Annotated in this window: 15 protein-coding genes; 8 read left to right on the top strand and 7 right to left on the bottom strand. The window is 73.2% G+C overall.

What is annotated here, in order from left to right:
• Window positions 1-49 precede the first annotated feature (49 nt).
• A complete protein-coding gene (locus AB0D85_RS08830; RefSeq protein ID WP_362315801.1) occupies window positions 50-2788 on the top strand; it encodes an AAA family ATPase in 2739 nt (912 codons plus the stop codon).
• Between the two features lie 11 nt (window positions 2789-2799).
• Here AB0D85_RS08830 and AB0D85_RS08825 read toward each other — a convergent pair whose 3' ends face one another.
• Complete coding sequence (locus AB0D85_RS08825; RefSeq protein WP_362315798.1) at window positions 2800-5274, bottom strand: lysylphosphatidylglycerol synthase transmembrane domain-containing protein; 2475 nt, start codon at window positions 5272-5274, stop codon at window positions 2800-2802.
• A 434-nt stretch (window positions 5275-5708) separates the two neighbouring features.
• Between AB0D85_RS08825 and AB0D85_RS08820 the strand changes: the two genes are divergently transcribed.
• A complete protein-coding gene (locus AB0D85_RS08820; RefSeq protein WP_362315795.1) occupies window positions 5709-6260 on the top strand; it encodes a DUF308 domain-containing protein in 552 nt (183 codons plus the stop codon).
• Between the two features lie 285 nt (window positions 6261-6545).
• On the top strand, window positions 6546-6905 hold the full coding sequence (locus AB0D85_RS08815; protein ID WP_362315792.1) for a hypothetical protein: 360 nt from the start codon (window positions 6546-6548) through the stop codon (window positions 6903-6905).
• Window positions 6906-6943: 38 nt separating this feature from the next.
• Here the strand turns inward: AB0D85_RS08815 and AB0D85_RS08810 are convergent, their stop codons facing one another.
• Complete coding sequence (locus AB0D85_RS08810) at window positions 6944-7324, bottom strand: luciferase family protein (RefSeq protein WP_362315789.1); 381 nt, start codon at window positions 7322-7324, stop codon at window positions 6944-6946.
• Window positions 7325-7447: 123 nt separating this feature from the next.
• Window positions 7448-8035: a hypothetical protein gene (locus AB0D85_RS08805; protein WP_362315786.1), complete on the bottom strand. Its 588-nt coding sequence runs from the start codon at window positions 8033-8035 to the stop codon at window positions 7448-7450.
• A 207-nt stretch (window positions 8036-8242) separates the two neighbouring features.
• Here AB0D85_RS08805 and AB0D85_RS08800 point away from each other — a divergent pair, with 207 nt between their 5' ends.
• On the top strand, window positions 8243-9130 hold the full coding sequence (locus AB0D85_RS08800; protein WP_362315783.1) for a sugar phosphate isomerase/epimerase: 888 nt from the start codon (window positions 8243-8245) through the stop codon (window positions 9128-9130).
• Between the two features lie 60 nt (window positions 9131-9190).
• On the top strand, window positions 9191-10039 hold the full coding sequence (locus AB0D85_RS08795) for a sugar phosphate isomerase/epimerase (protein ID WP_362315780.1): 849 nt from the start codon (window positions 9191-9193) through the stop codon (window positions 10037-10039).
• Window positions 10040-10087: 48 nt separating this feature from the next.
• On the opposite strand, the gene AB0D85_RS08790 is transcribed toward AB0D85_RS08795, so the two are convergent.
• Both AB0D85_RS08790 and AB0D85_RS08785 read right to left on the bottom strand, forming a co-directional pair.
• The gene (locus AB0D85_RS08790; protein ID WP_362315777.1) at window positions 10088-11101 is read right to left on the bottom strand and encodes a Gfo/Idh/MocA family oxidoreductase; all 1014 of its coding nucleotides are present in this window, start codon (window positions 11099-11101) and stop codon (window positions 10088-10090) included.
• A 147-nt stretch (window positions 11102-11248) separates the two neighbouring features.
• On the bottom strand, window positions 11249-12427 hold the full coding sequence (locus AB0D85_RS08785) for a phytanoyl-CoA dioxygenase family protein (RefSeq protein WP_362315774.1): 1179 nt from the start codon (window positions 12425-12427) through the stop codon (window positions 11249-11251).
• A 110-nt stretch (window positions 12428-12537) separates the two neighbouring features.
• Here AB0D85_RS08785 and AB0D85_RS08780 point away from each other — a divergent pair, with 110 nt between their 5' ends.
• Window positions 12538-13599: a LacI family DNA-binding transcriptional regulator gene (locus AB0D85_RS08780; protein WP_362315771.1), complete on the top strand. Its 1062-nt coding sequence runs from the start codon at window positions 12538-12540 to the stop codon at window positions 13597-13599.
• A gap of 12 nt (window positions 13600-13611) precedes the next feature.
• Here the strand turns inward: AB0D85_RS08780 and AB0D85_RS08775 are convergent, their stop codons facing one another.
• Entirely contained in the window at window positions 13612-18564 is a 4953-nt protein-coding gene (locus AB0D85_RS08775; RefSeq protein ID WP_362315768.1) for a hypothetical protein, read from the bottom strand.
• A 132-nt stretch (window positions 18565-18696) separates the two neighbouring features.
• Here AB0D85_RS08775 and AB0D85_RS08770 point away from each other — a divergent pair, with 132 nt between their 5' ends.
• Together AB0D85_RS08770 and AB0D85_RS08765 are read left to right on the top strand one after the other, a co-directional pair.
• A complete protein-coding gene (locus AB0D85_RS08770) occupies window positions 18697-19149 on the top strand; it encodes a hypothetical protein (protein WP_362315766.1) in 453 nt (150 codons plus the stop codon).
• A gap of 41 nt (window positions 19150-19190) precedes the next feature.
• Window positions 19191-22415, top strand: coding sequence for a CHAT domain-containing protein (locus AB0D85_RS08765; RefSeq protein ID WP_362315763.1), 3225 nt, complete (start codon window positions 19191-19193; stop codon window positions 22413-22415).
• 16 nt (window positions 22416-22431) lie between these two features.
• Here AB0D85_RS08765 and AB0D85_RS08760 read toward each other — a convergent pair whose 3' ends face one another.
• Window positions 22432-23202 carry a hypothetical protein gene (locus AB0D85_RS08760; RefSeq protein ID WP_362315761.1) on the bottom strand — a complete coding sequence of 257 codons (771 nt, stop codon included), beginning with the start codon at window positions 23200-23202 and terminating at the stop codon, window positions 22432-22434.
• Window positions 23203-23249: the final 47 nt, after the last annotated feature.

Genomic DNA, 23249 nt, shown 5'->3' with positions numbered 1-23249 from the left:
GCGCCGTCATCGGTCAAGTCGGGAACACTGCCCGGGCATGGGGGGATGAATGCGGCACGGATCTGGTGGCCTTGAAGGGTCTCTCCTCGGACGCGAGCGGGAGCTGGCGCTGCTCGCGGATTTCGTACGGCCGACGGGCGGGAGTCCCGCGCTCCTCGTACGGGGCGAGCCGGGGGTGGGCAAGACGACCCTGATCGAGGCGACGATCCGGCGCGCCGAGTCGGCGGGCACCACCGTGCTGCAGGCCCGCGGATACCAGGGCGAGGCCAGGCTTCCGTTCGCCGCGCTCCACCAGTTGCTCAGGCCGGTGCTTCGGAGAGTGGAGACCCTTCCCGAACGGCAGCGTTCGGCGCTGCGGGCCGCGTTCGCCATGGAGACCGAGGGCGTTCCGCCGGATCGGATGCTGGTGGGACTGGCGGCGCTGACCCTGCTGTCCGAACTCGGTGAGCAGTGTCCCGCCCTGCTGGTCGTGGACGACGTCCAGTGGCTCGACCGGGCGTCGCAGGACGCGATCGGCTTTCTCGGCCGCCGCCTGCGGGGTGAGCCGGTCGCCGTACTGACCGGAACCAGGGGCTCGGCTCCCGCCTCGTTCGGTGCGGACTTCGCCGAACTCGATGTCGAACCGCTGTCGGCCCATGCCTCCGTGGAACTGCTGGATCTGCAACCCGTCGCCCTGGCCGGGACCGTCCGACGGCGTCTGCTGAACCAGGCGCGGGGAAACCCGCTGGCGATCATCGAACTGACCAAGGTCGCCGGGGACGAGGAGGGACGGTTCCGGTCCGGGGAACACTTTCCGCTCACCGAACGGCTGGAGCGGATCTTCGCGATGCATCTGGCGGAACTGCCACGGCCTACCCGGAACCTGCTGCTCCTGATGTCCACCGCCGACGGGTTCGAGTGGCCGATGGTGGTCGCGTCGATGCCGGGCGGTTTTCCCGTCGACGCCCTGCTGCCGGCGGAGCGGGCCCAACTACTCCACCATGGCGACCTGGGGCCCTACTTCCGGCATCCGCTGATCCGTTCGGCGCTGTATCACACCGCCTCCCTGGAAGAGCGGCGCGCGGCGCACCGGACCGTCGCGCAGGCCCTGGAGCGGAGTCCCGACCGAAGGGCCTGGCACCTGGCGGCCGCCGCGAGCGGACCCGACGAGGATCTCGCCGTCATGCTCTCGGAGGTGGGCGAGCGCGCCGGCAGGCTCGGTGCCCCCAGCGAGGCGCTCGCCGCGATGGAGCGCTCCGCCGAGCTCACTCCCGACGCCACCGCGCGGGCCCGACGGCTGGCCAGGGCCGCCCAGTTCGCCCTCTTCAACGACCGGCCCGACAAGGTCGAACAGTACGCCGCCACCGCCGCCGCTCTGACGGACGCCCCCGATGTCCGTGACCAGTTGCCGGCGGAGGTCGGCTGGGCGGTGTCCAACACCGGGCGGCAGGACGCGGCGATGGAACTGCTGATCGCGGCGTCGCGGGCGGCTGCCGAGCGCACCCCGCAGTCGGCGGTGGGCATCCTGGGCGTCGCGGCGAGCGCGGCCTTCCACTCCGGGCGACGGGAGCACCGCGAGCAGATCCGGCAGGCACTGGCCCAGGTGACCGCGCGGATCGACGACCCGCCGCTGTTGCTCTGGATCGACGCCTCGACCGATTTCCTCGCCGCCCGCGAACGGATCCGCCAGGAGGCGGAGCGTTCGATCGCCGAGGGGAGCACCGAGTACCTCAGCCGCCTCATGCTGGGGGTGGCGGCCGGCCTCGCCGACCTCCCGGCCGAGGGCATCGAACTCCTGGGCAGCATCCTGGACCCCGAACGGAACGCGGCGCTGTCCGGCAACAACAGCTCGTTCCTGACGTTCTACGGTCACGCGTGCCTGGACGCCGGGAAGTGGCCGAAGGCCGAGGCGATCGCCGACTACTCGATCGCGATCTCCCTGGATCTCAATCCGGGGCTCGCCACCGCGATGGGCCAGTCCCTCAAGGCCATGCTGGCGGCCCTGTGCGGGAGGGCGGACGAAGCACGTACGCTCGCGCAGCGGGCGATGGCCGCCGCGGACCCGCAGAGCCGCATCGTCGGCGTGCGCTGCGGACGCGCACTGGGACTGGCCGCAGCCGCCGAAGGCGACCACGACGCCGCCTACGACCACTTCCGCGGGCTGTTCACCCATGCCGGGGAGCCCCTCCACGACCACCACTCCTACTACGCCCTCGGGGACCTGGCCGCCGCCGCGATCCCGGCCGGCCAGGCCCAGCAGGCGGAGACGGTGCTCGCGGTGACGGCCGCCGACCTGGCCCAGCGGTCCTCCCCGCGGCTGGACCTGCTGATGAGCACCGCCCGCGCGCTGCTGGCCCGCTCCGACGCGGACGCCGAGCGGCACTTCCGGGCCGCGCTGGCGGTTCCCGAAGGCGACCGGTGGCCCTACGAGCGGGCCCGCGCCCGGCTCGCCCACGGTCAGTGGCTGCGCCGGCAGCAACGGATCAAACCGGCCCGGACCGAACTCACCGCCGCCCTCGACGCCTTCGAACACCTCGGCGCCGTTCCCTGGGCCGAGCGCGCCCGCGGCGAACTGCGCGCGGCGGGAGTCCAGACGCCCACGGACCGGGCGTCGCTCACGAGCCGGCTGACCGCGCAGGAGCTCCAGATCGTCCGTCTCGCCGGTCTGGGGCTCACCAACAAGGAGATCGGCGAACGCCTGTTCCTTTCGCACCGGACCGTCGGCTCGCATCTGTACCGGATCTTCCCCAAGCTGAACATCACCACCCGGGCGCAGCTGCACGCCTTCGTCGACACGGATTCCGACTGACCTCTGCCCTGTCAGACGTAGCCCCGGCGTTGCACCACGCCGAGGGCCGCGGCGCCGAGCGGGACGTTGAGCCAGAACGTGAGCAGCCGGTAGACCAGTACCGCCGAGGTGGCCGGCCCCGCCGCCATACCGAGGGCGGTCAGACCGGCGATGAGACCGGCTTCGAGGGCACCGAGACCGCCGGGCACGGGAGCGGCACTGGCGATCAGCCGGGCCGCCATGTACGCGGCACCGAGCTGGACGACGGGCAGGTCACCACCGAGCGCATGGACCGACAGGCCGAGCCCGACGATCTGGACGAGAGGCAGCCCCAGCGCTCCGGCGACGCCGACGGCGAGCCTGGCCGGGTCGGACGCGACCCCGGCCATGGTCGATCCTGCCGCGCGCAGGAACGGCCACACCTTCTCCCGCAGGAGACGGCGGCCCGGTGGAGTGAGGCCGAGCAGGCCTCCTGCCGCGAGCGTCAGAGCGGCGGCGGGCAGGACGTACCGGCCCGCGGGCAGGCCCAGGTGCAGGCCGCCGTGGTGCCGCCCCGCCCAGGCGAAGAACACGGCGGCGACAACGGCGTTGGAGAGTGCGCCGGCCAGGCTCTGAAGCCCGACGGAGGCCGTGGCGGCCCCGGTCTCGATGCCCGTCTTCTGCAGGAAGCGCAGGTTGAGCGCCATCCCGCCGACGTTGCTCGGGGTGATCCGGTTCAGGAACGAACTGGCGAACTGGACCTCGTACGTCGGTCCGAACGGCAACCGGTCGGGGATCGTGCCGAGTTGGAGCCAGGTCGAGAACGCCTGCGAGACGAAGGTGACGGGCACGACGGCGAGCACCCACCACCAGTCGGCGGAGCGCAACGCGTCCACGGCGGCGCCGGCGTTGGCGAACTGCGGCAGGACGAGGTGCAGGACCAGGAACGCGCCCACGAGTCCCAGGGCCTTCTTCCAGGTGAGCCGGGCGAGGGGCGCGGGTGAGGCGGGTGGGGCGCCGGTGGCGGCCGTCACCTCGGCGGCGAGATCCCGCAGCAGACTCGGCCTGCCGCCGGGACGCAGCAGGCGCCGTCCCCCGCCCGCACGAGCGGCCCGGGCGGTGTTCTGGTCGTACCGGGTGACGGCGCGCCGGGCCGGGCCGACCAGCGCGAGTGGCTGGAGATAGGGCACGGCGTCCGCGAGGATCCGCGGACCGAGGCCGGCCAGTGCGCACGCGGTGGCACGGCGCGGGCCGACCCGCAGGGCGGTCGTGGCGAGCAGTTCGGCGATGTCACCGGCGAGCAGAGCGGGCGGAGAACCCGGCCGAGCGCGTGCGAACGCGGCGAGCCGCACCGCACCGCCCGGTTCGACGAGGACGTGTTCCGGGCGCAGGGCCCGGTGCGCCAACCGGTGCTCCTGCAGGCGGGCCACGGACGTCCATACCGCGATCAGCAGCTCATCGGTCAGCGCCTCGTCCGTCAGCGCGGACAGCGGCCGGGCGCCCCGCTCGACCGTCGCGACGAGCGCGCCGCCCCCTGCCACCGGATACGCGATCACGGGCTCTTCCACCCGGGCGCCGGTACGGGCCGCGAAGACGAGCATGAGCAGTTCGTGTTCCGCGGCGCCGAGCGGTGACTGCCCGCCCGCGTCGGCCGGGTGGCGCAGCAGCATCCGTCGGGCAAGCCGGTGGAACAGTTCGCGGTTGTGGTCCTCGGCGGCGAGAACCCGTACCGCCAGCCGCGAGCCGGCGGTGGTCTCGGCGTGGTAGACGATCCCCTCGCCCGGAAGCTGCGTGTCCGCGGGCAGCTCACGCACGGTGGCGACCGGGACTCCGCACGCGAGCAGCGCGTCGGCGACCGCCCGCGCCGTCGGCCGGTCCGCCGGCCCCCCGGCCAGCAGCAGCACGGTCGACCCGGCCGCGCCTCCCATGGCCAGTGCGGCGACCGCGTCCAGTGGCACGATCGCGGCCGCCGCGACGCTCAGCGCCGCGCACACGGCGGTCAGCGACCACAGACCCCGCCGCCACCGCGGCCCCAGCCACGGGCCCCCCGCCACGACCGCCGCCGCGCAGGCCGCCAGATACACCGCCGACGGCCAGCCCGCCTGCACCAGACCGCCCCGCCCGGCCAGCACCTGCGGCCACAGATCCGGCCTGCCGCGCGCCAACGCCAGGTGGGTGACAGACCAGGCGACCAGGGCGCCGAGCGCCGCGGCGGGTACGACCCGCAGGACCGGGTCGGCCCTGTGCCGTACGGCCCACACGGCAAGCGCGGCGGTCGGCGCGAGCATGGCGACCACCTGGACCGCCCCGACGAGCCCGTCCCGCAGCTCGGGCGGGAGCGCCGTCGCTGTGGTCAGCAGTCCCTGTTGGACCGTCCGGGCGACATCGCGCGTCACGACCGCCGACAGCACTGTCATCAGGACCGCGACGAGGGACACGAGCAGGCGCCACAGGTCGGCCGCCCGGCGGACGGCATGCGGCGGCGGAGCGTCGATCACGGGCGCCGGCAGGCCTTCCGACACGCTCACGGCGTCCGAGGTCAGATGTGTGCGAGGGCCCTCGATCACGGCCGACCGCCGGCCGGATCGAGTTTCCCGGGACGGACCGGCACCGCGTCGATCATGTCGACTCCTCGTCGGCGGTCTGAGAGCCGGGAGGAGGCGCCGATACCGCCCTGGAGGCGTCGTCCCCGCTCGGACGGCACCGATGCTGTCACCGGGAGACGGGCCGGCCTTCGGTCACTTGACTGCACTGCCGCATGACCGTCTCCGCCGGGCGAGTGCCGGGCCTGGTCCGTCCCGCGGGGTGAAGTACCGAGCGCAGTCGGATGACGGATCACCGTCCGGGCCGCCCGTCCTAGCGTTCACGGTGGACAACACGACCTCGAGCAAGGTCGGGCGCCCCCGTGCATCCCTCGCTTCGTGTCAGGAACGAGGCGACACCTCACAAGTGGGAGATCCTCATGCTCAGTTCGCCCAACGCACTGCTCTGGCGCGGCCTGCTGGCGGTCGCCATCGGAGTGGTCGCCGTGGCCTGGCCCGGTGTCACCATCGGCGCCGTCGTCATCCTCTTCGCCGTCTACGCGTTCATAGGCGCGGCGCTCGACGGCGCGCGGGCCTTCAGCAGCGACCGGGTGGGCCCGGTCTTCGGCTGGCTGCTCCTCGCCCTGCTGTCGGTGGTCGCCGGCGTGGTCGCGCTGGCCTGGCCCGGTATCACCGCGCTGGCCCTCACGATCTGGATCGGCGCATGGGCCCTGGCGACCGGGGCCATGGAGATCGTCCTGGCCTTCCAGCGCGGCGAACGGCCGGGCGAGCGCGCCCTGTTCGTGCTGAGCGGCCTGGTGTCCATCGCCCTGGCCTTCGTGCTGTTCGTCCGGCCGGACATCGGTGCGGTCTCGCTGGCCACCGTCTTCGGCCTGTTCAGCATCTTCTACGGCACCTCCGGCATCATCGCGTCCTTCCAGGAACGCCACCTCCTCAAGAACGCCGGGGGCGCGGAGCCGGTGGGAGCCTGAGCGAGCCGAGCCGTCCAGTACCACCGTCGTGGCGACGCCGCGGTCCGGGGATGACTCACGCGGTCGCGGGAGTCATCCCCGTCCTGGTCAAGCGCCAGGTACGCGAGGCGCTCGGGGAACCGACGTCCGGTCGGCGACCGCGACCGTCACACTGCCCTCCGCCTACCCCTGGTCCCGTGGTCGCCCGGACGGGCCGCCCGTCGTGCGGGTCGCCACCGCATCGGGACACCCTGACAGCAGGGGGAGTCCGGCATGCTCCAGTGCGTCACAGACGGGAGAAGGTCCATGCGAGTGGTGGAGTCCGAGGAGTGGGTGGTGGACTGGGCGGCACGGGCCCGCCTGGCTCCCCACGGCCGGCTGCTGGTCGGGCTTCTGCTGGAGCTGGCCACTCAGGCCCCCGTCAGGGCTCACCTGGCCCGCACCGTTGACCTGCCCCTGGAGAGCGCGGCAGGAGCACTGGGCACTTCACCCGCCGCCTTGCAGCGCGCGGTGTGCTGCCTGACCAGCGCCGGACTGATCAGTCACACCCTCCATGAGCCTGCCGGGCGACCCGCCCACGTGAGCATCACCTTGCTCTCCCAGCCGCCCGAGGACTGCCGGACCACGACAGCGGTCGGTTCGCCTGGTTGGCCAGTCGCCGAGTGACCCTTGCGGCCTGCGCGGGCCCGGAGGGAAGAGGGAGATCAGGAAACCGGATCATCTCTTCGGTCGGGGAATGTCACCCGGTTCCAGTTGCACCCGGGTGCCGCACCGGCGCACGCCGTGTGCGCCTGCAGAGCGGCGCTGACCAGGGACAGCAGTGTGTCGGCATCCGCGTCGTTGTCCAGGTGCACCGTCACCCACTGGGACTCCGGCAGCAGCCGTATCGCGGTGGATCGTCTCAGCTGATCTCCGAGCCGGCGGATCATCCGCCCGGTCAGATGAAGGTCGGCGTCGCTGGCGGAATGAAAATGCACGATCTCACAGCCTTGCGAGCACACCGCGCACCCCGTGCCGCAGCTGGCCTCCGTCCAGGTCAGCCCTGGCCAGGCCCGCAGCAGCTGCATGGCGCGCTCCGCACTCATGCCCGCCATGCTGCCCGAGGTCACCCCCGCTTCACCAGATGTTCCGCCCATCGGAACCTGGCCATAGTTTTCACCACCACTCCGTCCCCCGGGCGGGCGGCTGGCTGGCGTCGTTCAAAGGAGTCAGTGGAACACGACGGCGTGACCGCCGGCGATGCTCGCCAGGCACGCCCGGTAGAGCTGATACCAGGCGATACGCTCCGTCTCGAACGGTCCGTCAGTCGCAAGACCCATCGACGATGCGATACCCGAAAGTTCAGCCAGCAGGCGCTGACTGGAGCCGACCATTCCGGCGCCCTCGACTTTCGCCTCGTCAGGGAGGAAGAGCGGATCGTCGAAGTCGACCGGCACGTAGTAGCCGGCATGGTCGGAGTGACAGAGCAGGTGAGAGGTGAGCATCGACATCTCCTCTCGGATCTTCTCGCAGTCGAGGTCGTACTGGCGCTCGCTGACCGCCAGGGCCGGGGTGACAGGTTCTCCGAGGTTCGTGAGCACCAGGATGCGGCGCAGCTGGGTCAGATACCCGTAGGGGAAGCCACCGGAGAAGGTATGGGCAGGGGGCGGACCGGTGATCTCCGGCTCGTGCCAGCTGATTCCCTCTGCCATGAGCGCCTGGCCGAGGCGGGCGAAGGCGCGGCGGTGACCGTCGAGACCCTCGGCGTCATTGCGGGCCTGGTCGTAGAGGAGTCCCACTGATATCGAAAGTCCCATGGGCCCACAGCGTAAGCGCGACCTCTGACAGCCTCGGACCGGCCGCCGATGTCGGGGCCGGCGGATTTGATGGAAAAAAGAGGGTGCCGATGACGGGCAAATGATGGATCTGAGGGCTTCAGAAAGTGCCGCCTCGAACCTAGCGTTACGAGCGCGCGAACGGCTCGGCCGGCCCGCACCCGACCCGAACCACCGAAAGGCCACGGTATGACCACCCCATCGCTGAACCGGATCGCCGGTGCCCCCATCTCCTGGGGTGTGTGCGAAGTACCTGACTGGGGCTACCAGTTGACGCCGGAGCGGGTACTGAAGGAGATGCGCGAGGTCGGTCTGGCCGCCACCGAGTTCGGCCCCGACGGGTTTCTGCCCGCCGCGCCGGAGGCGATGGCCAAGGTCCTCGCCGACCACGACCTGCACGCCGTCGGCGGCTTCACCCCGCTGCTGCTCCATGTGCCCGGACACGACCCGCTGCCGGAGGCGGAGCGGCTCCTGGCGGGCTACGACGCCTCGAAGGCCGAGGTCCTGGTCCTGTCGGCGATCACCGGCCAGGACGGCTACGACTCCCGGCCCGAGCTCGATGCCGACGGCTGGCAGCTGCTGCTGTCCAACCTCGACCGGCTCACGGCGCTGGCCGCCGAGCGGGGTGTGCGCGCGGTCCTGCACCCGCACGTCGGCACGATGGTCGAGAACGGCGACGACGTCCGCCGTGTCCTGGAGCACTCGTCGATCTCCCTCTGCCTGGACACCGGCCACCTCCTCATCGGCGGCACCGACCCGGCGGAGCTGACCCGGCAGGCCCCCGAACGGATCGCCCACACGCACATGAAGGACGTGGACGCCTCCCTCGCCGCCAAGGTCCAGTCCGGCCGCCTCAGCTACACCGACGCCGTCCGCGCCGGCATGTACCGCCCGCTGGGCGCCGGCGATGTCGACGTGCGGGCGATCGTCACGCACCTCAGCGCCCGTGGGTACGACGGCTGGTACGTCCTGGAGCAGGACACGATCCTCACCGGGGAGCCCGGGGCGAAGGGACCGGTCGACGACGTGTGGGCGAGCGCCGAGCACCTGCGCGCGGCGCTGCGGGCCGACGCGTGACCGTGTACGGACCGCACGGCTCGTACCTCTCGTACGACGGCCCGTCGAAGGGGCTCCGGCATGAGCACTGAGGCGCTGCTGGCCACCTGCTGGACCACCGCCGGCGACGCCGCGCCGGGCCGTGGTGACGGGCGCAGCCCGCTGAGCCTGCGGGAGCGCGCCGAGGCTGCGGGCGCCGCCGGGTTCACGGGCTTCGGCCTGCTGCACACGGACCTGGCGGAGGCCGAGCGCGCCTACGGGCTCGCGGGTGTCCGGTCCCTCTTCGAGGACAACGGGCTCCGGCACATCGAGCTGGAGCTGCTCACCGACTGGTGGGCGGACGGCCCCCGGCGTGCCGCGTCGGACGCGGTACGCCGGGACCTGCTGAGGGCCGCCGAGGCACTGGGCGCGCGCCACCTCAAGATCGGGCCGGATGTGACCGGCGGGCCCTGGGACCCCGACGTATGGGCCGAGGAGTTCGCCGTGCTGGCGGCCCAGGCCGACGGGGTGGGCGCCCGGCTCGGCATCGAGTTCCTGCCCTGGTCCAACCTCCGGAACCTGCACGACGGCCTCCGGCTGGTCGAGGCCGCCGGGCATCCGGCGGGCGGCCTGATCATCGACGCCTGGCACATCGAGCGAGCGGGCACCCCGGCCGCCGAACTGGCCCGGATTCCCGGCTCCCGGATCGTCGGCGTGGAACTGGACGACGCCGACGAGCATGTCATCGGCAGCCTGTTCGAGGACACCGTCCGGCGCCGCCGCCTGTGCGGCGAGGGCTCCTTCGACCTGCCGGGAATCATCACCGCCCTCCGCGCGGCCGGCTGGTCCGGCCCCTGGGGCGTGGAGATCCTGTCCGACACGCACCGCGCGCTGCCGGTGAGCGAGGCCACCAAGGCGGCGTACCGCACCGCCGCGGCCCTCCTGGGATAAGACACGAGAGTGAGGGGGCAGCGCCGCTGCCCCCTCGCTCTCGTGCTCTCAGCTCGTGACCGGTGTACGCGGCCGGACCGGGAAGCCCGCCGCCCGGTAGCACTCGTCGATCAGCCGCATGGTTGTCAGCGCGTCCTCGGCGTCGAGCGGGAGTGTCGCACCGTGCCGCAAGTGGGCCGCGAAGGCCTCCAGTTGGTAGGTGTACGACGACCGGCGGCCGAGTTCCTCGGTGCGCTCGCCGGCGGGGGTGCGCACCACCACCCGGTCGTCCAGATGCGGTTGGACGAAGTTCACCGCCGTGGCCTCGCCGCGTGTGCCCACCACCCGGCAGCTCATCCGCCACTCGTGGTACGCCATATGGCAGCGGGCGGTGCCGGTGCCGCCGCCCGGGAACTCCAGGTCGGCGTAGAGCCACTCGTCGACGCCCGCGGCCCCCGCCCGCTCACCGCCGCGCGCGGTCGTCAGCCGGGGCGCGCCGCCGGCCCAGGGCGCGAGGGTCCGCTGCGCGTGCAGGCTGTAGCACCCGAGGTCCATCAGCGCACCGCCGGCCAGCGGCAGCGACCACCGTACGTCGGTGTCCGGCGGAGCGGGCATCGCGACCATGGTCTCGACGTGCCTGAGTTCGCCCAGCTCCCCGCTGTCCAGCAGCTCGTGGAGGCGGCGGGTGACCGGGTGGAACAGGTAGTGGAAGCCTTCCATGAACGCCGTACCGGCCTTGGCCGCGGCGTCGCGGACCTCGGCCGCCTCCTCGGCGTCGCTCGCGGACGGCTTCTCGGTGAGGACGTGTTTGCCCGCCTGGAGCGCGGCCAGGTTCCACGGCCCGTGCAGGCCGTTGGCCAGCGGGTTGTAGACGACCTCGACCTCCGGGTCGGCGATCAGGTCGGCGTAGGAGGCGGCTACCCGCTCCACACCGTGGGCCGCGGCGAAGGCCTCGGCCCGGTCACGGTCGCGGGCGGCCACCGCGACCAGGCGGTGGCCGCCCGCACGCGCGGGCCCCACGAGGGAGAGTTCGGCGATCCGGGCCGCGCCCAGGACGCCGATCCGCAGGGGTTCGTCGGTCATGCCTCGTATACCTCTTTCGTGGAAGCCTCGGTCGGCGGGAGCGGCTCAGACCGAGCAGGTCGTCACGCCGCTGTGGTCGGAGAGCAGGACGACCTTGTCCTGAAGCAGTGCCATGAGCGGGGTGTCCCTTTCGGCTTCGACCGTGCTTCAGCCGTGGCGGCGCTCGGCGCCCGCCCGCAGTTCCTGGCGCAGCCGGTCCGGGTCCCAGCCCTCGGCCACGGCCTGCCCGACCGTGTCCGCCTGGGAGGGCGGGGCGAGACCGTCGACCGGCGGGTCGAGGTCCAGGTTGGTGGGGAAGGGGTAGCCCTCGGCGGTGGCGGCGACCACCCGGCGCAGCCAGTCCTCCGAGACGCCCTCGGCCTTGCGGCGCAGCAGCACCGGGAAGAGCGCGTTGGCCATCGCCTCGCGGTCCACCGTCTCCATCGCGCGCCCGAACGCGGAGGAGATCTGCAGCAGGTTGGCCATGCGCCGGATACCGGTCGAGCGGTTGTGCCCGGCGGCGTGGAAGAGCGCGGGGTTGAAGAAGGCCGCGTCGCCCTTGGCGAGGGGGAGTTGGACGTGGTGGGCGTCGAAGTACTCGATGAACTGGGGGAGTCGCCAGGCGAGGTAGCCGGGCTCGTACTTCTGGGAGTGCGGGAGGTAGAGGGTCGGGCCGGACTCGACGGGCATGTCGCAGTGGGCGACGGCGCCCTGGAGGGTGAGGACGGGCGACAGGCGGTGGACGTGCGCCGGGTAGGCGGCGGCACGTTCCTGGCCGAGGAAACCGAGGTGGTAGTCGCGGTGCACGCTCTGTGCGGCCCCGCCCGGGTTGACGACGTTGACCTGCGAGGTGACCTGGTAGGCGGGGCCCAGCCAGGCCTCGGCGATCAGCGCGATCATGTCGTTCGCGTAGTAGTCGGCGAACACCTCCGGCGCCCGTACGGCGATCTTGTCCAGCGCGTTCCAGACGCGGTCGTTGGCGCCGGGCTTGGCGAAGTGGTCGCCGCGCGCGGCACCGCTCGCGCGCTCCTCCTCGATCAGCGCGGTGAAGGCCGCGGTGGCCCGGTCGACCACGTCCGGGTCGGCGAACGCGCCCTTGAGTACGACGATGCCGGGTCCGTCGAGCAGCGCCCGGATCAGCTCGCTCTGCACGTCGCGCCGGCCGTCGGGGGTGGCGGCGAGAGAACGGAGGCGGTCGCTGTCGTAGAGGAGCACGTTCTGCTCGATGCGCTCGGCCAGGGGGTGGTCCGTGGCGTCGGTCTTCTGCTCGACGAGGGAGCGGAACGTGTCGAGATCGCAGTCGGCCTCGGTGAGCCAGGTCCGGCCGGCGGTGGCTTGGGTGAGCATCCGGGTCCCTTTCGCAGTGCTTGCCCTTCTGCCAGTCTTGAGAACCCGAACCCATCATTCAATCCTCAGCACCGCATCAAAAGTCCATCATCATCTGCTTGGATGCCGACATGCGCCACACCTATACGATCAGGGAAATCGCCCGGCAGGCCGGGCTGAGCACGGCCACGGTCGACCGTGTCCTGCACAGCAGGGGCAATGTGCGGGAGACCACGGTCCGTGAGGTGCACCAGGCCATCAAGGACCTCGACCGCCAGCAGTCCCAGGTCCGCATCGGCGGCCGCACCTTCATGATCGACATCGTGATGCAGACGCCGGAGCGGTTCTCCACCGCCGTACGCGAGGCGCTGGAGGCCGAACTGCCCTCCCTCCACCCGGCCGTCGTGCGCTCCCGTTTCCACTTCCGGGAGACCTGCCCGCCCGAGGACCTGGCCGCCGCCCTGGACAAGATCGCCAGGCGCGGTACGCAGGGCGTGATCCTCAAGGCCCCCGACGTACCGGAGGTGGTGGCCGCCGTCGGCCGGCTGGCCGCGGCCGGCGTCCCCGTCGTCACCCTGGTGACCGACCTCCCGCACAGCGCACGCCTCGCCTACGTCGGCATCGACAACCGGGCGGCCGGTGCCACCGCCGCCTACCTGGTCGAGCAGTGGCTCGGTGACCGCCCCGGCCATGTGCTCACCACCATCAGCCGGGGCTCCTTCCGCGGCGAGGAGGAGCGCGAGATGGGCTTCCGCAGCGCGATGCGCCTCGCCGCCCCCAGGCGTTCCCTGGTGGAGGTCACGGACAGCGACGGCCTGGACGCCACCCAGCGCGACCTAGTCCTGGAAGCCCTCCGGCGCGACGAGGACATCGTGGCCGTCTACTCCATGGGCGGCGGCAATCTCGCCACCCTGGACGCGTTCGACGCGCTGGGCCGGTCCTGCGCGGTCTTCATCGCGCACGACCTCGACCACGACAACACCCGGCTGTTGCGCGAGCGCCGCCTCTCCGCCGTCCTCCACCACGACCTGCGCCAGGACGTGCGCCGCGCCTGCCAGACCATCATGCGCGCCAACCGAGCCCTGCCGGACGACGGCCCGACGCTGCCCTCGGCGATCCAGGTGGTCACACCGCTCAACCTCCCACCCGAGGCGTCGGCCGCGCCGTCGGCCGGCACCACCGGAACCCGTTGAAGCGGCGTTCGGTCATGGTGTGTCGGCGGTAGCCCTCCCGGTGTGAGCAGGCTGGATGACGGTGGCCGTTCCGGTACGGCGTTCCAGCTCGATCCGCAGGCCGTACAGATGGGAACGGGCCTGCGGTGTCAGTCCGTCGTCGCGGGCCAGGCGGTCGACGAGCCGGCGGGCGGCTTCGGAGGCGTCGGCGTCAGGCGGGGTGAACGGACCGGGCAGCCAGTGCACAAGGGCGTTCCGCGCGATGACGGGCAGCCGAGGGTCGTCGCCCGGGAACGCGTCGAGGACGGGCGCCCAGTCTCCCGCCACGGCGAGGGCGGTCAGCCGGCCCACCGCCACGCTGTGATGGGCGCCGGATGTGTCGAGGTCCCGCACCGCCCGGTACGCGCGTACAGCGTCCGGGTGGTCGGCGCCCGCTCGGGCGACCAGGTACCCCGTCGCCGCGAGCAGGTCCGCGAAGGGCGAGATCTCGCAGACGCCGAACGCCCCGAGCGAGACCGGTGCCGCCGAGTCCGCGCCGTCCTGCCGCGCGATCAGGTCGCACAGCGGGGGCAGCGCGGCCACGAGCCCGAGGGCGGCCGACGCCCGGGCGAGACGATGGACGTCGGCGTCCGCGGCGCTTCGCAGCCGCTCCAACACCCCTTCCGAGGCTCGGGCCGCGGCTTCCTGGTCCGCGAGGGACGGGACCGGCCCCGCCAGCAGGAGGAAGCCGTGGTCGGCCAGGACGTCGAAGGCGAGGTCCTGGTCGTCGGGGTCGGGTGAGGAGAGGAGGGCGGCGAGCGAGGCCCGGTGTGCCGAGCAGCGGGCCAGGGTGGCGGGCCAGTAGCCCCGGGACCGGGACGGCAGGTCGACGGCGACGAAGCGACGGTGGGCCTGGCGCGCCAGTCGCAGACCGGCCGGCCGGTCGCGGGCGAAGACGGAGTCCACGAGTGCCGCGATGCCGTCCAGGGAGCGACCCGGATCACAGGCCTCCGCCGCTTCCATCGCGAACTGCGGCACCTGAGGCAGGAGTTCGGCGGGCAGCGCCCGCACCGTGGCCGCCACGGCACCGGCACGGTCCGGGAGTGCGGCCCCGGCAGGCGAGCGCGGCCCGGACAGCAGGGCGAAGGCGTCGGCGCCGCGCTCGGGCGCGTCGTACACCAGCCGGTGCAGAGCGGCGGCGCGGCACAGCTCGTCCGCGGTGGTCCGGAGCACCTCGTAGGCCGAGTCGGGTTCTCCCTTCCGCCGCAGCACCTCCTCGTACGGTGCCGTCGTCGCCCCGCGCGGTACGTCTCCGACGTACTCCTCCAGCAGTTCCCCGGCCAACTCCCCTATCCCCGGCGCGAACCGTCGCTCCAACAGCGCGCGGACGCGATCGCGCCCCGGCAGTTGCCGCACGAGCCGGGCCCGCTCCACGGTGAGGTCGGCGGCCTCGCGACCGGAGAGCGGGCCGTTCAGGGCTTGTTCGACGTACGACAGCCCCGCGCGCTCCGCCGCCGGCCGGGCCTGGGCGAGGGAAGCGGGCTGAGCCATGCCCAGGGCGTCCAGGGCGGCGAGCGCGGCGCGTACCACCGGCCATGAGGTACCCGGCCGGACCAGATCCGCCGTGTGCAGCGCCAGACGGTGCAGGGTGAGCGTCTCGACCGCGTGCAGGGCGGACAGCGTCAGCTCCTGGGGCGTGTCAGGTGTGAGGAACGTGGCAAGCCGGTGGGTCAGTTCCCCGGCCAGGCGTCGGCCCTGCGAGGCCTGCCGGGTGGTGCCGGCCGCCGTCACCAGGGCCCGCAGCGCTGCCGTACGGGCGGTCGGCGGGCAGTCCGGGTCCGCCAGGGCGGTGAGCAGCCGGCGGTAGGCCACCGGCGCGTCGAACGCGGCCAGTGCGTCGGCCGCCGTGCGGTGTTCCAGCGCTCCGGCCCGCGGGTCCGCGAGGACCGCCTCCTGGTCGTGCAAAAAGGCCTCGACCGGCCTGCGTGGGGGAACTGCCGGGGCTCCGAGCAGTGCGGCGGCCTGCACGGGATCCGCCGCCGCGAGGTCCTCGACCAGACGCGGCAGCCACTGCCTGGGCTCCGGCACGAGCGCGGCCAGACACCGGAACGCCCCGTACCAGCGGTGCTTCAGCGCCAACCGCCGGCGCAGCTCCCGGTCGTCGGCACTTGACCGCAGCCAACGGAAAGCGAAGTAGTCGCGTTCCTCGACGTGGTGGAAGGTGCCTTCCGGGGTGAGTACCCCCGACTCGACAAGCACGGCCGGGGGTGGTTCCTCCGCGAGTCGTCCGCCGCCGGGCCGCATCTCTGGATCGATGAGCAGTGCGGCTCGCGCCTTGGCGTAACGGAGCGCGGTGTTGGGCCAGCTCGCGGTGATACCGGCGAAGTAGGCGTCCAGCACCTCGTATTCGTTGCCCGGCCGACGCCGTGCCGGTCCGCCGACGGGCCAGCGGGCGAGACGCGACAGCAGCAGGGGCGAGCAGCGTCCCTCCCGCAGCAGGTCCGCCCATGTGTCGGACAGCGCCAGGTCGGTGAGTTCGGCGGCGTGCTCGGGGCCGAGCCCGCGCTGCGCCGAGCGGCGGGCGAGATAGCGGGCGGCCTGCTCCGGCCGGGGACCGAGCAGGCGTACGGCGGTGCAGTCGTCGTACGCGGAGATCGGCTCACGGCCCGGTGCCGCCACGGTGACCGGCACCGCCGGGCGGCGGGCCCGGAACTCCCGCAGCGCCCCGGCCGCCGGCTCCGCCCCGGCTCCGCCCGGCAGGTCGGCCAGGACATGCACCGCGCCCGCCGTGAGGAGTGCGGCCGCGTCGGCCCCCGGTGCGACCAGCTCCAGCACCTCCCGGAGCTGTCCTTCCAGGGCGTCGGCGTCCGTGCACCGGCCGACGGCCGCCCCCGGCAGCCGTACGGGCAGCAGCCCCGGTACGCCCGTCGCCACCGCGTCGCCGCCTTCCAGCAGGGCGGCGAGTCTTCGGCGTTCCACCTCGTCGAGCAGCGTCGTACGGCCCGACCCGGCTGTTCCCAGTACCACCGCGTGCGACACGGCCAGGACCCGGTCGACGGCACTGGCGGCTTCGGCCCAGATCCGCGGACCGTGCCCGGACGCCGGAGCGGCCGTCCCGGCGGACAGATCCATGAACGGGGAGCGTGCCCCGCGCTCCTCGTCCAGCTCCCGCAGCCGTCGGTGCGTCGCCGGACCGGCCACCCTACGAGCCACACCGGTACGGCAGGCTCGCAGGACGTCCGCGAGACCGGCGTCGAGACTCGCCTCCGACGGCAGCCCGTCGACCACCGCGGCCAGGAGACCCGCCGCCCGGGGATCCGGCACGTCCGGGAGCAGGGGCAGCAACGCCTGTGCGGCGGCGACGAGTTCGCGGTCCTCCCACAGGCCGAGACCGGGTCCGCCCCGCTCCAGGGCCTCCGTCGCGACACAGGCCGCGGCCACCTGCCCGCGCCAGCACGCGGGCGTCTGCAGGGCGTCCGGCCACTTGAACGCACGGTGCGCGGCGAGCAGCAGGGCGACCTGGTACTCGCTCCACCACGGCTGTCCCGTGTCCTTGCCCGCGCAGATCCGTCGTACCCGGGCCCGCAGGGCGGCGAGCAGCCGGATCGCGGTGACCGCGGGCCGGCCCCGGTCGGCGACGAGACCGGCGAGCCGATCGCCGAGCACACCGCGGTTGTCCGGGCCCGGTGGCAGCAGGTCCGCCAGCAGGTCGCCGAGCAGCAGCAGTCGCAGTACGGCCACGAGGTCGTCGAAGGTCAGCCCGTCGGCCAGGGGCCGGCGCAGCAGGTTCAGCTCCAGCCACGCCAGGTCGTCCAGAACCGGCATGCCGCGCCGGCCCCTGGCGTAGTCGATGAGAAAGGGCCGGCCGTCGCAGAACAGGACGTTGCGGTGGTTGAGGTCGCCGTGGACCACGCCGACCAGGGTGGCGGCGGTGCGCTCCCGGACGACGTGTTGGAGTAGCGCGAAGGGGTCCCGGGCCCGCGTACCGCCCACCCGGACGACCCCCGGGGAGTCGTCGAGCATCCCCAGGGCGTCGCCGATGCGCCGGCGGGCGCGGTGCGGGCGGGTGTCGCCCACCCTGCCGTGGACGTACCGCACCTTGTCCGGGTCCAGGTTGCGCAGCGCGGTCGTGTTGCAGCCGGGTTCGAACTCGACGGCCACCACCGCGTTCTGGCGTTCCAGCAGAAAACCCTCGTCCGATGCCTTCAGCCCGTCCTGAGCGGAAAGCGTGACGAACTGCCCCGGAGACAGCGTGCCTTGCTGCGTCGGTGCGGCGAGTCCCGCTCGCACGACGTCCAGGGGCGCCAGTACATGGGCTTCGAGGGTTTCCAGGTCCGGACTGCCGTACACCGGCTGGCCCTTCGGGTCGACGCTGTTGACCACCACCCGCACATCGGGGCCGAGCGTTCCCTTCGCCGCCATGCGGTCATCGTGCTGGTGCCGGGGGCTCGCCCCCTGGTACATCGCCTGGGAGGCGACGCCCAGCAGGCGGTCCAGTGCGGTCACGGCGCGCTCGGCATCGTCGGCAGTGCCTCCCGGTGCCACCGCTCGCTCGGCCAACTGCTCCAGGCTCACGACCTCTTGGTGCTGATCGCACCCGGCCCACGTGACCACATCGACGTAGACCACGGCCTCGTCGGGTTCGAATTCCTGGGCGGCGGCCGGGTCGTGTGCGCCCGGGGTCGCTGTACGGATGGGCACGAACAGCGTGTGGGGAAGCTGGGAGAAGATGTCGCGGAACGCCAGGAGTTCGTCGTGGGAGTCCTCGGCGGGGGCCAGCTTGGCCACGTGCCGGGTCCAACCGTCGTCCGTCCTCACCCGCAGCCCGATCACCAGAGCGCCGCTCAGACCGTCACCGAACTGTCGCTCCACATCGATGTGTTGGGGGGACCACGTGGAGAGTCCCGGCACGCCTCCGGGGCTGTCGGACGTCCGTGCCCTGTGCAGCGCCGTCGAGATCCGCGCCTGGGCCTCCTCGTCGAACTGCTCGGCGAACGTGATCCGCACTCTGCCCCCTGACGGTGACGGCCGCCGCCACGGCGTCCGGTACAGCGTAGCCGTGCCGGCACACACAGCGACGGCCGGGTCTCGTGGCCGATACCATCCGATCGTGCACACCGCGCGGCGGGGGAGGGCGACGTGACCGGGACGGACGCGCTGGACGGGGCCACGACGGGGCCGTTGAGCTGGGACGACGTATGTGAGCGGTTCCACGACATCCGAGTGCGCGCGCACGCGCACGCCCTCCAGGACGACTGGCGGGCGCTCGTGACCGAGCGGTTCACGCCCAGCGCCGCGCTGCTGTCCCGTTGGCAGCGGCTGGCCGACGAGATCGAGCGGCTCGACGCGGGCCGGGACGACTCGACCGTGCGCTACGGAGACGACGTCGACGAGGAACCGGACGAGGCGGAGGACTCGGACGGCGCCTGGCTCGACGAGTGGGAGTCGGCGAGCGGGCGGTTCGGCTGCCCCGGTGACCTGTGCCGACGGGTCAGGACCGCCGATCTGCTGCCCCCGACATGCTGGCTGCAGAACCGCGAGATGCAGTCCATCCCCTCGGTCGCGCAGGCGCCCCCGGACGGCGCGTCCTGAGGGCGGCGACGCAGCCGCAGGAGACCACCGACCGCGATCCCGTGGCGGAACTCGGCGCGCTTCTGCAGCATGGCCAGGACACCGAGGACAGCACCGCGCTCCTCGCCGACACGGCCCTGCAGCTGGCCGACGAGGTGCTCGCAGGCATCGACTGGACGCCCGGCGGCGGAACGGGCGTGCCGGTCGAGGCGCTGCGGACCGCGACTCTCGTGGCGCAACTGCACCGGCAACGCGGCGGCTGCGACCCCGGACGGTACAAGGACGAGGTCCGCTCCGCCGCGGAGGTGTTGCTGGCTGTCCTGGCGCTCACCCCCGACGGGCCCGACCCGCGCCTGCTCGACAAGTACCGGGCGGTCTACGGCGGGGTCCCGGACACACACGTCCTGGCACTCGCACGGCACGGAGTGGGCATGCGTGTGCTCGGCCACGCGGAGCGTGTGAACGACACCGGAGCCGTGCGCCGCGCCCTGGTCCTGCTGCACTCCGCGCTCGCGGTGGCCACGCCGGACCACCGCAACCTGGCCGCCCTCCACAGCAACCGGGGCTCCGCGCACTGGGCGTTGTTCGAGCGGACCGGCGACCGGTCGGCGCTGGACGCGGCGGTGGCCGACTTCGCCGCCGCGGCCGGTGCCCCGGTCGGCAGTGTGCGTCCTGCCGCCGTGCCGCACGGCGGCAAGGACCGTGCGGCCCTGCTGGCCAACCTGGGCGCGGCCCTGGCCGTGCGGTTCGAGGTCTCCGGCGGCGCCACGGCGGACCTGGCGGCGGCGGTGCGCGTGCAGCGTCTGGCGCTGCGGGCCACCGCACGCGACGACCCGGACCGCGCGCTGTACCAGTCGAACCTCGGTTCGTCGCTGATCACCCGCTTCGAGCAGACGGGCGACACGCGCGCGCTCGCCGAAGCGGTACGGCTGCTGACCGACAGCCTGCGGACACCGTCGGCGGACGGACTCGAACAGGCGAACCGGCGAGGGAACATGGCGCGGGCGCTGGTGCGCCATTTCGAGCAGACGGCGGACACGGACGCGCTGCGGGCCGCCCTCGACCACATCACGCAAGCGGTCGCGGCGACCCCGCGCGACCACCCTGACTGGCCGTTGCGACTGGGCAATCTCGCCGCCGTCTGCGTGCGCGTCTTCGACCGGACGAAGGACGCCGCGATGCTCGAACTGGCCGAGTCCGCGCTCCAGGACGCGCTGAGCCGCCCGCACCGGCTGCGGCAGGCGCATCTGGAGAACCTCGGCAGTGTGCACCAGCGTCGCTACGACGTGCTGGGCGGCCCCGAGGGCGCCCGAGCGGCTGTGGCGGCCTACGAGGAGGCACTCGCGCTGGCCACCCTCGGCCACCCAGGCCGCCCGGGCGCCCTGTCGAACCTGGGCAACGCGCTCGTCGGCCGCCACCGCGCCGACGGCTCCCCGGCCGACCTCGACCGAGCGGTGGGCCTGCTCCGCGAAGCCGTCCGCACCGCTGCCGAAGACCCGGACCTCTGCCGCTACCTGACCAACCTGGGCGCTGCCCACGAGGAACGCGCGAAGCCGACCACGCGGACCGGCAACCGGCGTTCGGCCACCGGGGTGCGGGAACGGGAGCGCGCGCTCGCCGCCTACGCGGCGGCGGCCCGGGTGCCGACCGCGCCCGTACTGGGGCGGGCGCGGGCCGCGCTGTACCGGGGGCGGCTGGCGGCCACGGCCGATCCGCGGCGGGCGGACGCCCTCGACGGCTACCGTGACGCCGTCGGACTGCTGGAGGCCGTGGCCTGGTTCGGGCTGGGGCGCAACGACCAGGAGCGGCTGCTGCGCGAGTTCTCGGGCGCCGCCGGAGAGGCCGCCGCCTGCGCCATCGCGCAGGGGCGCCACGAAACGGCGCTGGAACTGCTCGAACAGGGGCGGGGAGTGCTGCTCGCCCAGGCGGTGGGCGGACGCACCGGGCACGACCTGCTCGACCGGAGCCGGCCCGGGCCGGCCCGTCGGCTGCGGCGGCTCCAAGACGTCCTGGAACGCCGCACGTTCGACTGGCGGGAACCCCCGGAGCCCGCGTCCCCGGTGCTCGCCCATGAGATGGCGCGCAGCTCGGCCGCGGCGGCCGAACGCGAGGAACTGCTGCGGCGCATCCGGCGGCTGCCGGGGCTGGAGCGGTTTCTGCTGCCCCCGGACGCCACCGAGCTGTGTACTGCCGCCGAGCACGGTCCCGTGGTCGTCGTCAATGTGAGCGCACTGCGCTGCGACGCGCTCGTCGTCACCACCGGCGGAGTCCGCTGCGTCCCGCTGCCCGGTCTGACCCGGGACGGGCTGCGCACGGCGGCCCGCACCCACCTGCGGCTCGTCGCGACCCTGAGGCGGCCCGGCACACCCCGGCAGCGTGCGGTGGCCGCCGAGACCCTGCGCGAGACGCTGGCCTGGCTGTGGCGGGCAGTGGCCGAACCGGTGCTCACCCACCTCGGCCTGGAACACCGCGACGACACCTGGCCCCGCCTCTGGTGGTGCCCCACCGGACCTCTCTCCCTGCTGCCCCTGCACGCCGCCCAGCAGTACGACACGGCCCGGCTGCGCGACACCGGCGTCGCGGACCGGGTGATCTCCTCCTACACACCCACCCTGCGCTCCCTGATCGCCTCCCGGCAGCCGCTCGCCGACCCCCAGGACTCTGCCTGTAGCGGAGACATCCGCTCCCTGCTCACGGTCTGCGTTCCGGACATCCCGGGCAGGCCTCGCCTCCGGCACGCCGCACGGGAGATCCGGGCGGTGCGTGCCGTGCGGCCCCCGGGGCCGGACGGCAGCTCCCGGGTGCTCGCCGGACGCCGGGCGACCCTCGCGCGTGTCGCGGCCGAACTCCACCGGCACCGCGGGCTGCTCTTCGTGGGCCACAGCGTCCAGAGCCCGAACGATCCAGGCCGCGCCGCGCTGTACGCCCAGGACGGCCCGCTGACCATGCGGGAGATCGCCGCGCTGCGGCTGCGCACCGCCGACCTCGCCTATCTGTCCTCCTGCGAGAGCGCGCTGGGCGACCAGAACCTGCCCGACGAGGCCCTCTCCCTCGCCGGCGCACTGCAGATCGCAGGGTTCCGGCAGGTCGTGGCGAGTCTTTGGTCGGTGCTCGACGCGGGCGCCCCGGAGATCACCGGCGGCTTCTTCGCCCGCCGACCGGTGTCCTCGGCGGGAGCCGCAGCGGGGGGTGAGGACTCGGCGACGGCCCTGCACGCTGTCCTGCGCACGGTGCGCCAGAACGACTCGCCACTGCTCTGGGCCGGCTACTGCCACACCGGCAGTTGAACCCGCCCCGCGCGGCTCACCGCAGAATCGGCAGATCCGCGTTGAGCCGCCGCGCCCCGAAGAGATAGGCGGACTGCGGCTGGATGTAGCACGCGTCGCGACGCCCGTACTCGACGTCGTCCGCCGACACCCGGATGATCCCCTCGTCGGCGGGATCCTCCGCGAAGTCCAGCAGCCGCTGCCGCAGTCCGGCGGCACCCGGCGACGCCGGGTCGAGATCGCAGACCTCCATCAGCCGTACCTGCCGGTACGACTGCCCGGGCACCCGGTGCGGACCGTCCAGCACGGTGCGTACGGCGACGAAGTCGACGGTGGACAGATCGACACCATGGTCCGGGTGCCCCACCTCGGCCAGCTCCTCGTCCAGTTCACGGCGCAGGCACTCCGCCGCGGACTCGCGTCCCTCGCCCTTGGCCCACCAGCGCGCGAATCCGGCCAGTGCTCGGGAGGGCACGAACCCCCGCAGGTCGTGCCGCATGTCGGGCCGGTTGCGCGGCTCCTCGTGGAAGCCCAGACGCTCCAGGGCCGGACGGGCCCCGGCGGCGTACTTGGCGACTCCGCCCGGGGGGCCGTAGGAGCCGGGGCGGCGCGGCGAGTGGAACAGGACATACCCGCCGTCGTCCTGCACCCGCAGCAGCACCGCGGCCGACACCCGCATCCGTCGGCCGGGCCGCAGCGCCGGCAACAGCAGCCGCAGCCTGCGCCGGTGCAGCCACAACCCGGCCGCGCCGGAACCGATCGCCGACACGATCAGCCCGGTCAGGATCTCCTGCAGCACTGTCCCCACCCCCGAATGACGTCACGCCGGAATGGTGCCCGCGTTCGTGTCGCCCC

Origin of the sequence: Streptomyces sp. NPDC048277 (assembly GCF_040652235.1) — a bacterium.
Classification (GTDB): domain Bacteria; phylum Actinomycetota; class Actinomycetes; order Streptomycetales; family Streptomycetaceae; genus Streptomyces.
Note: the sequence above shows the minus strand (reverse complement) of the source record. Positions and strands in the feature narration are given on the sequence as shown.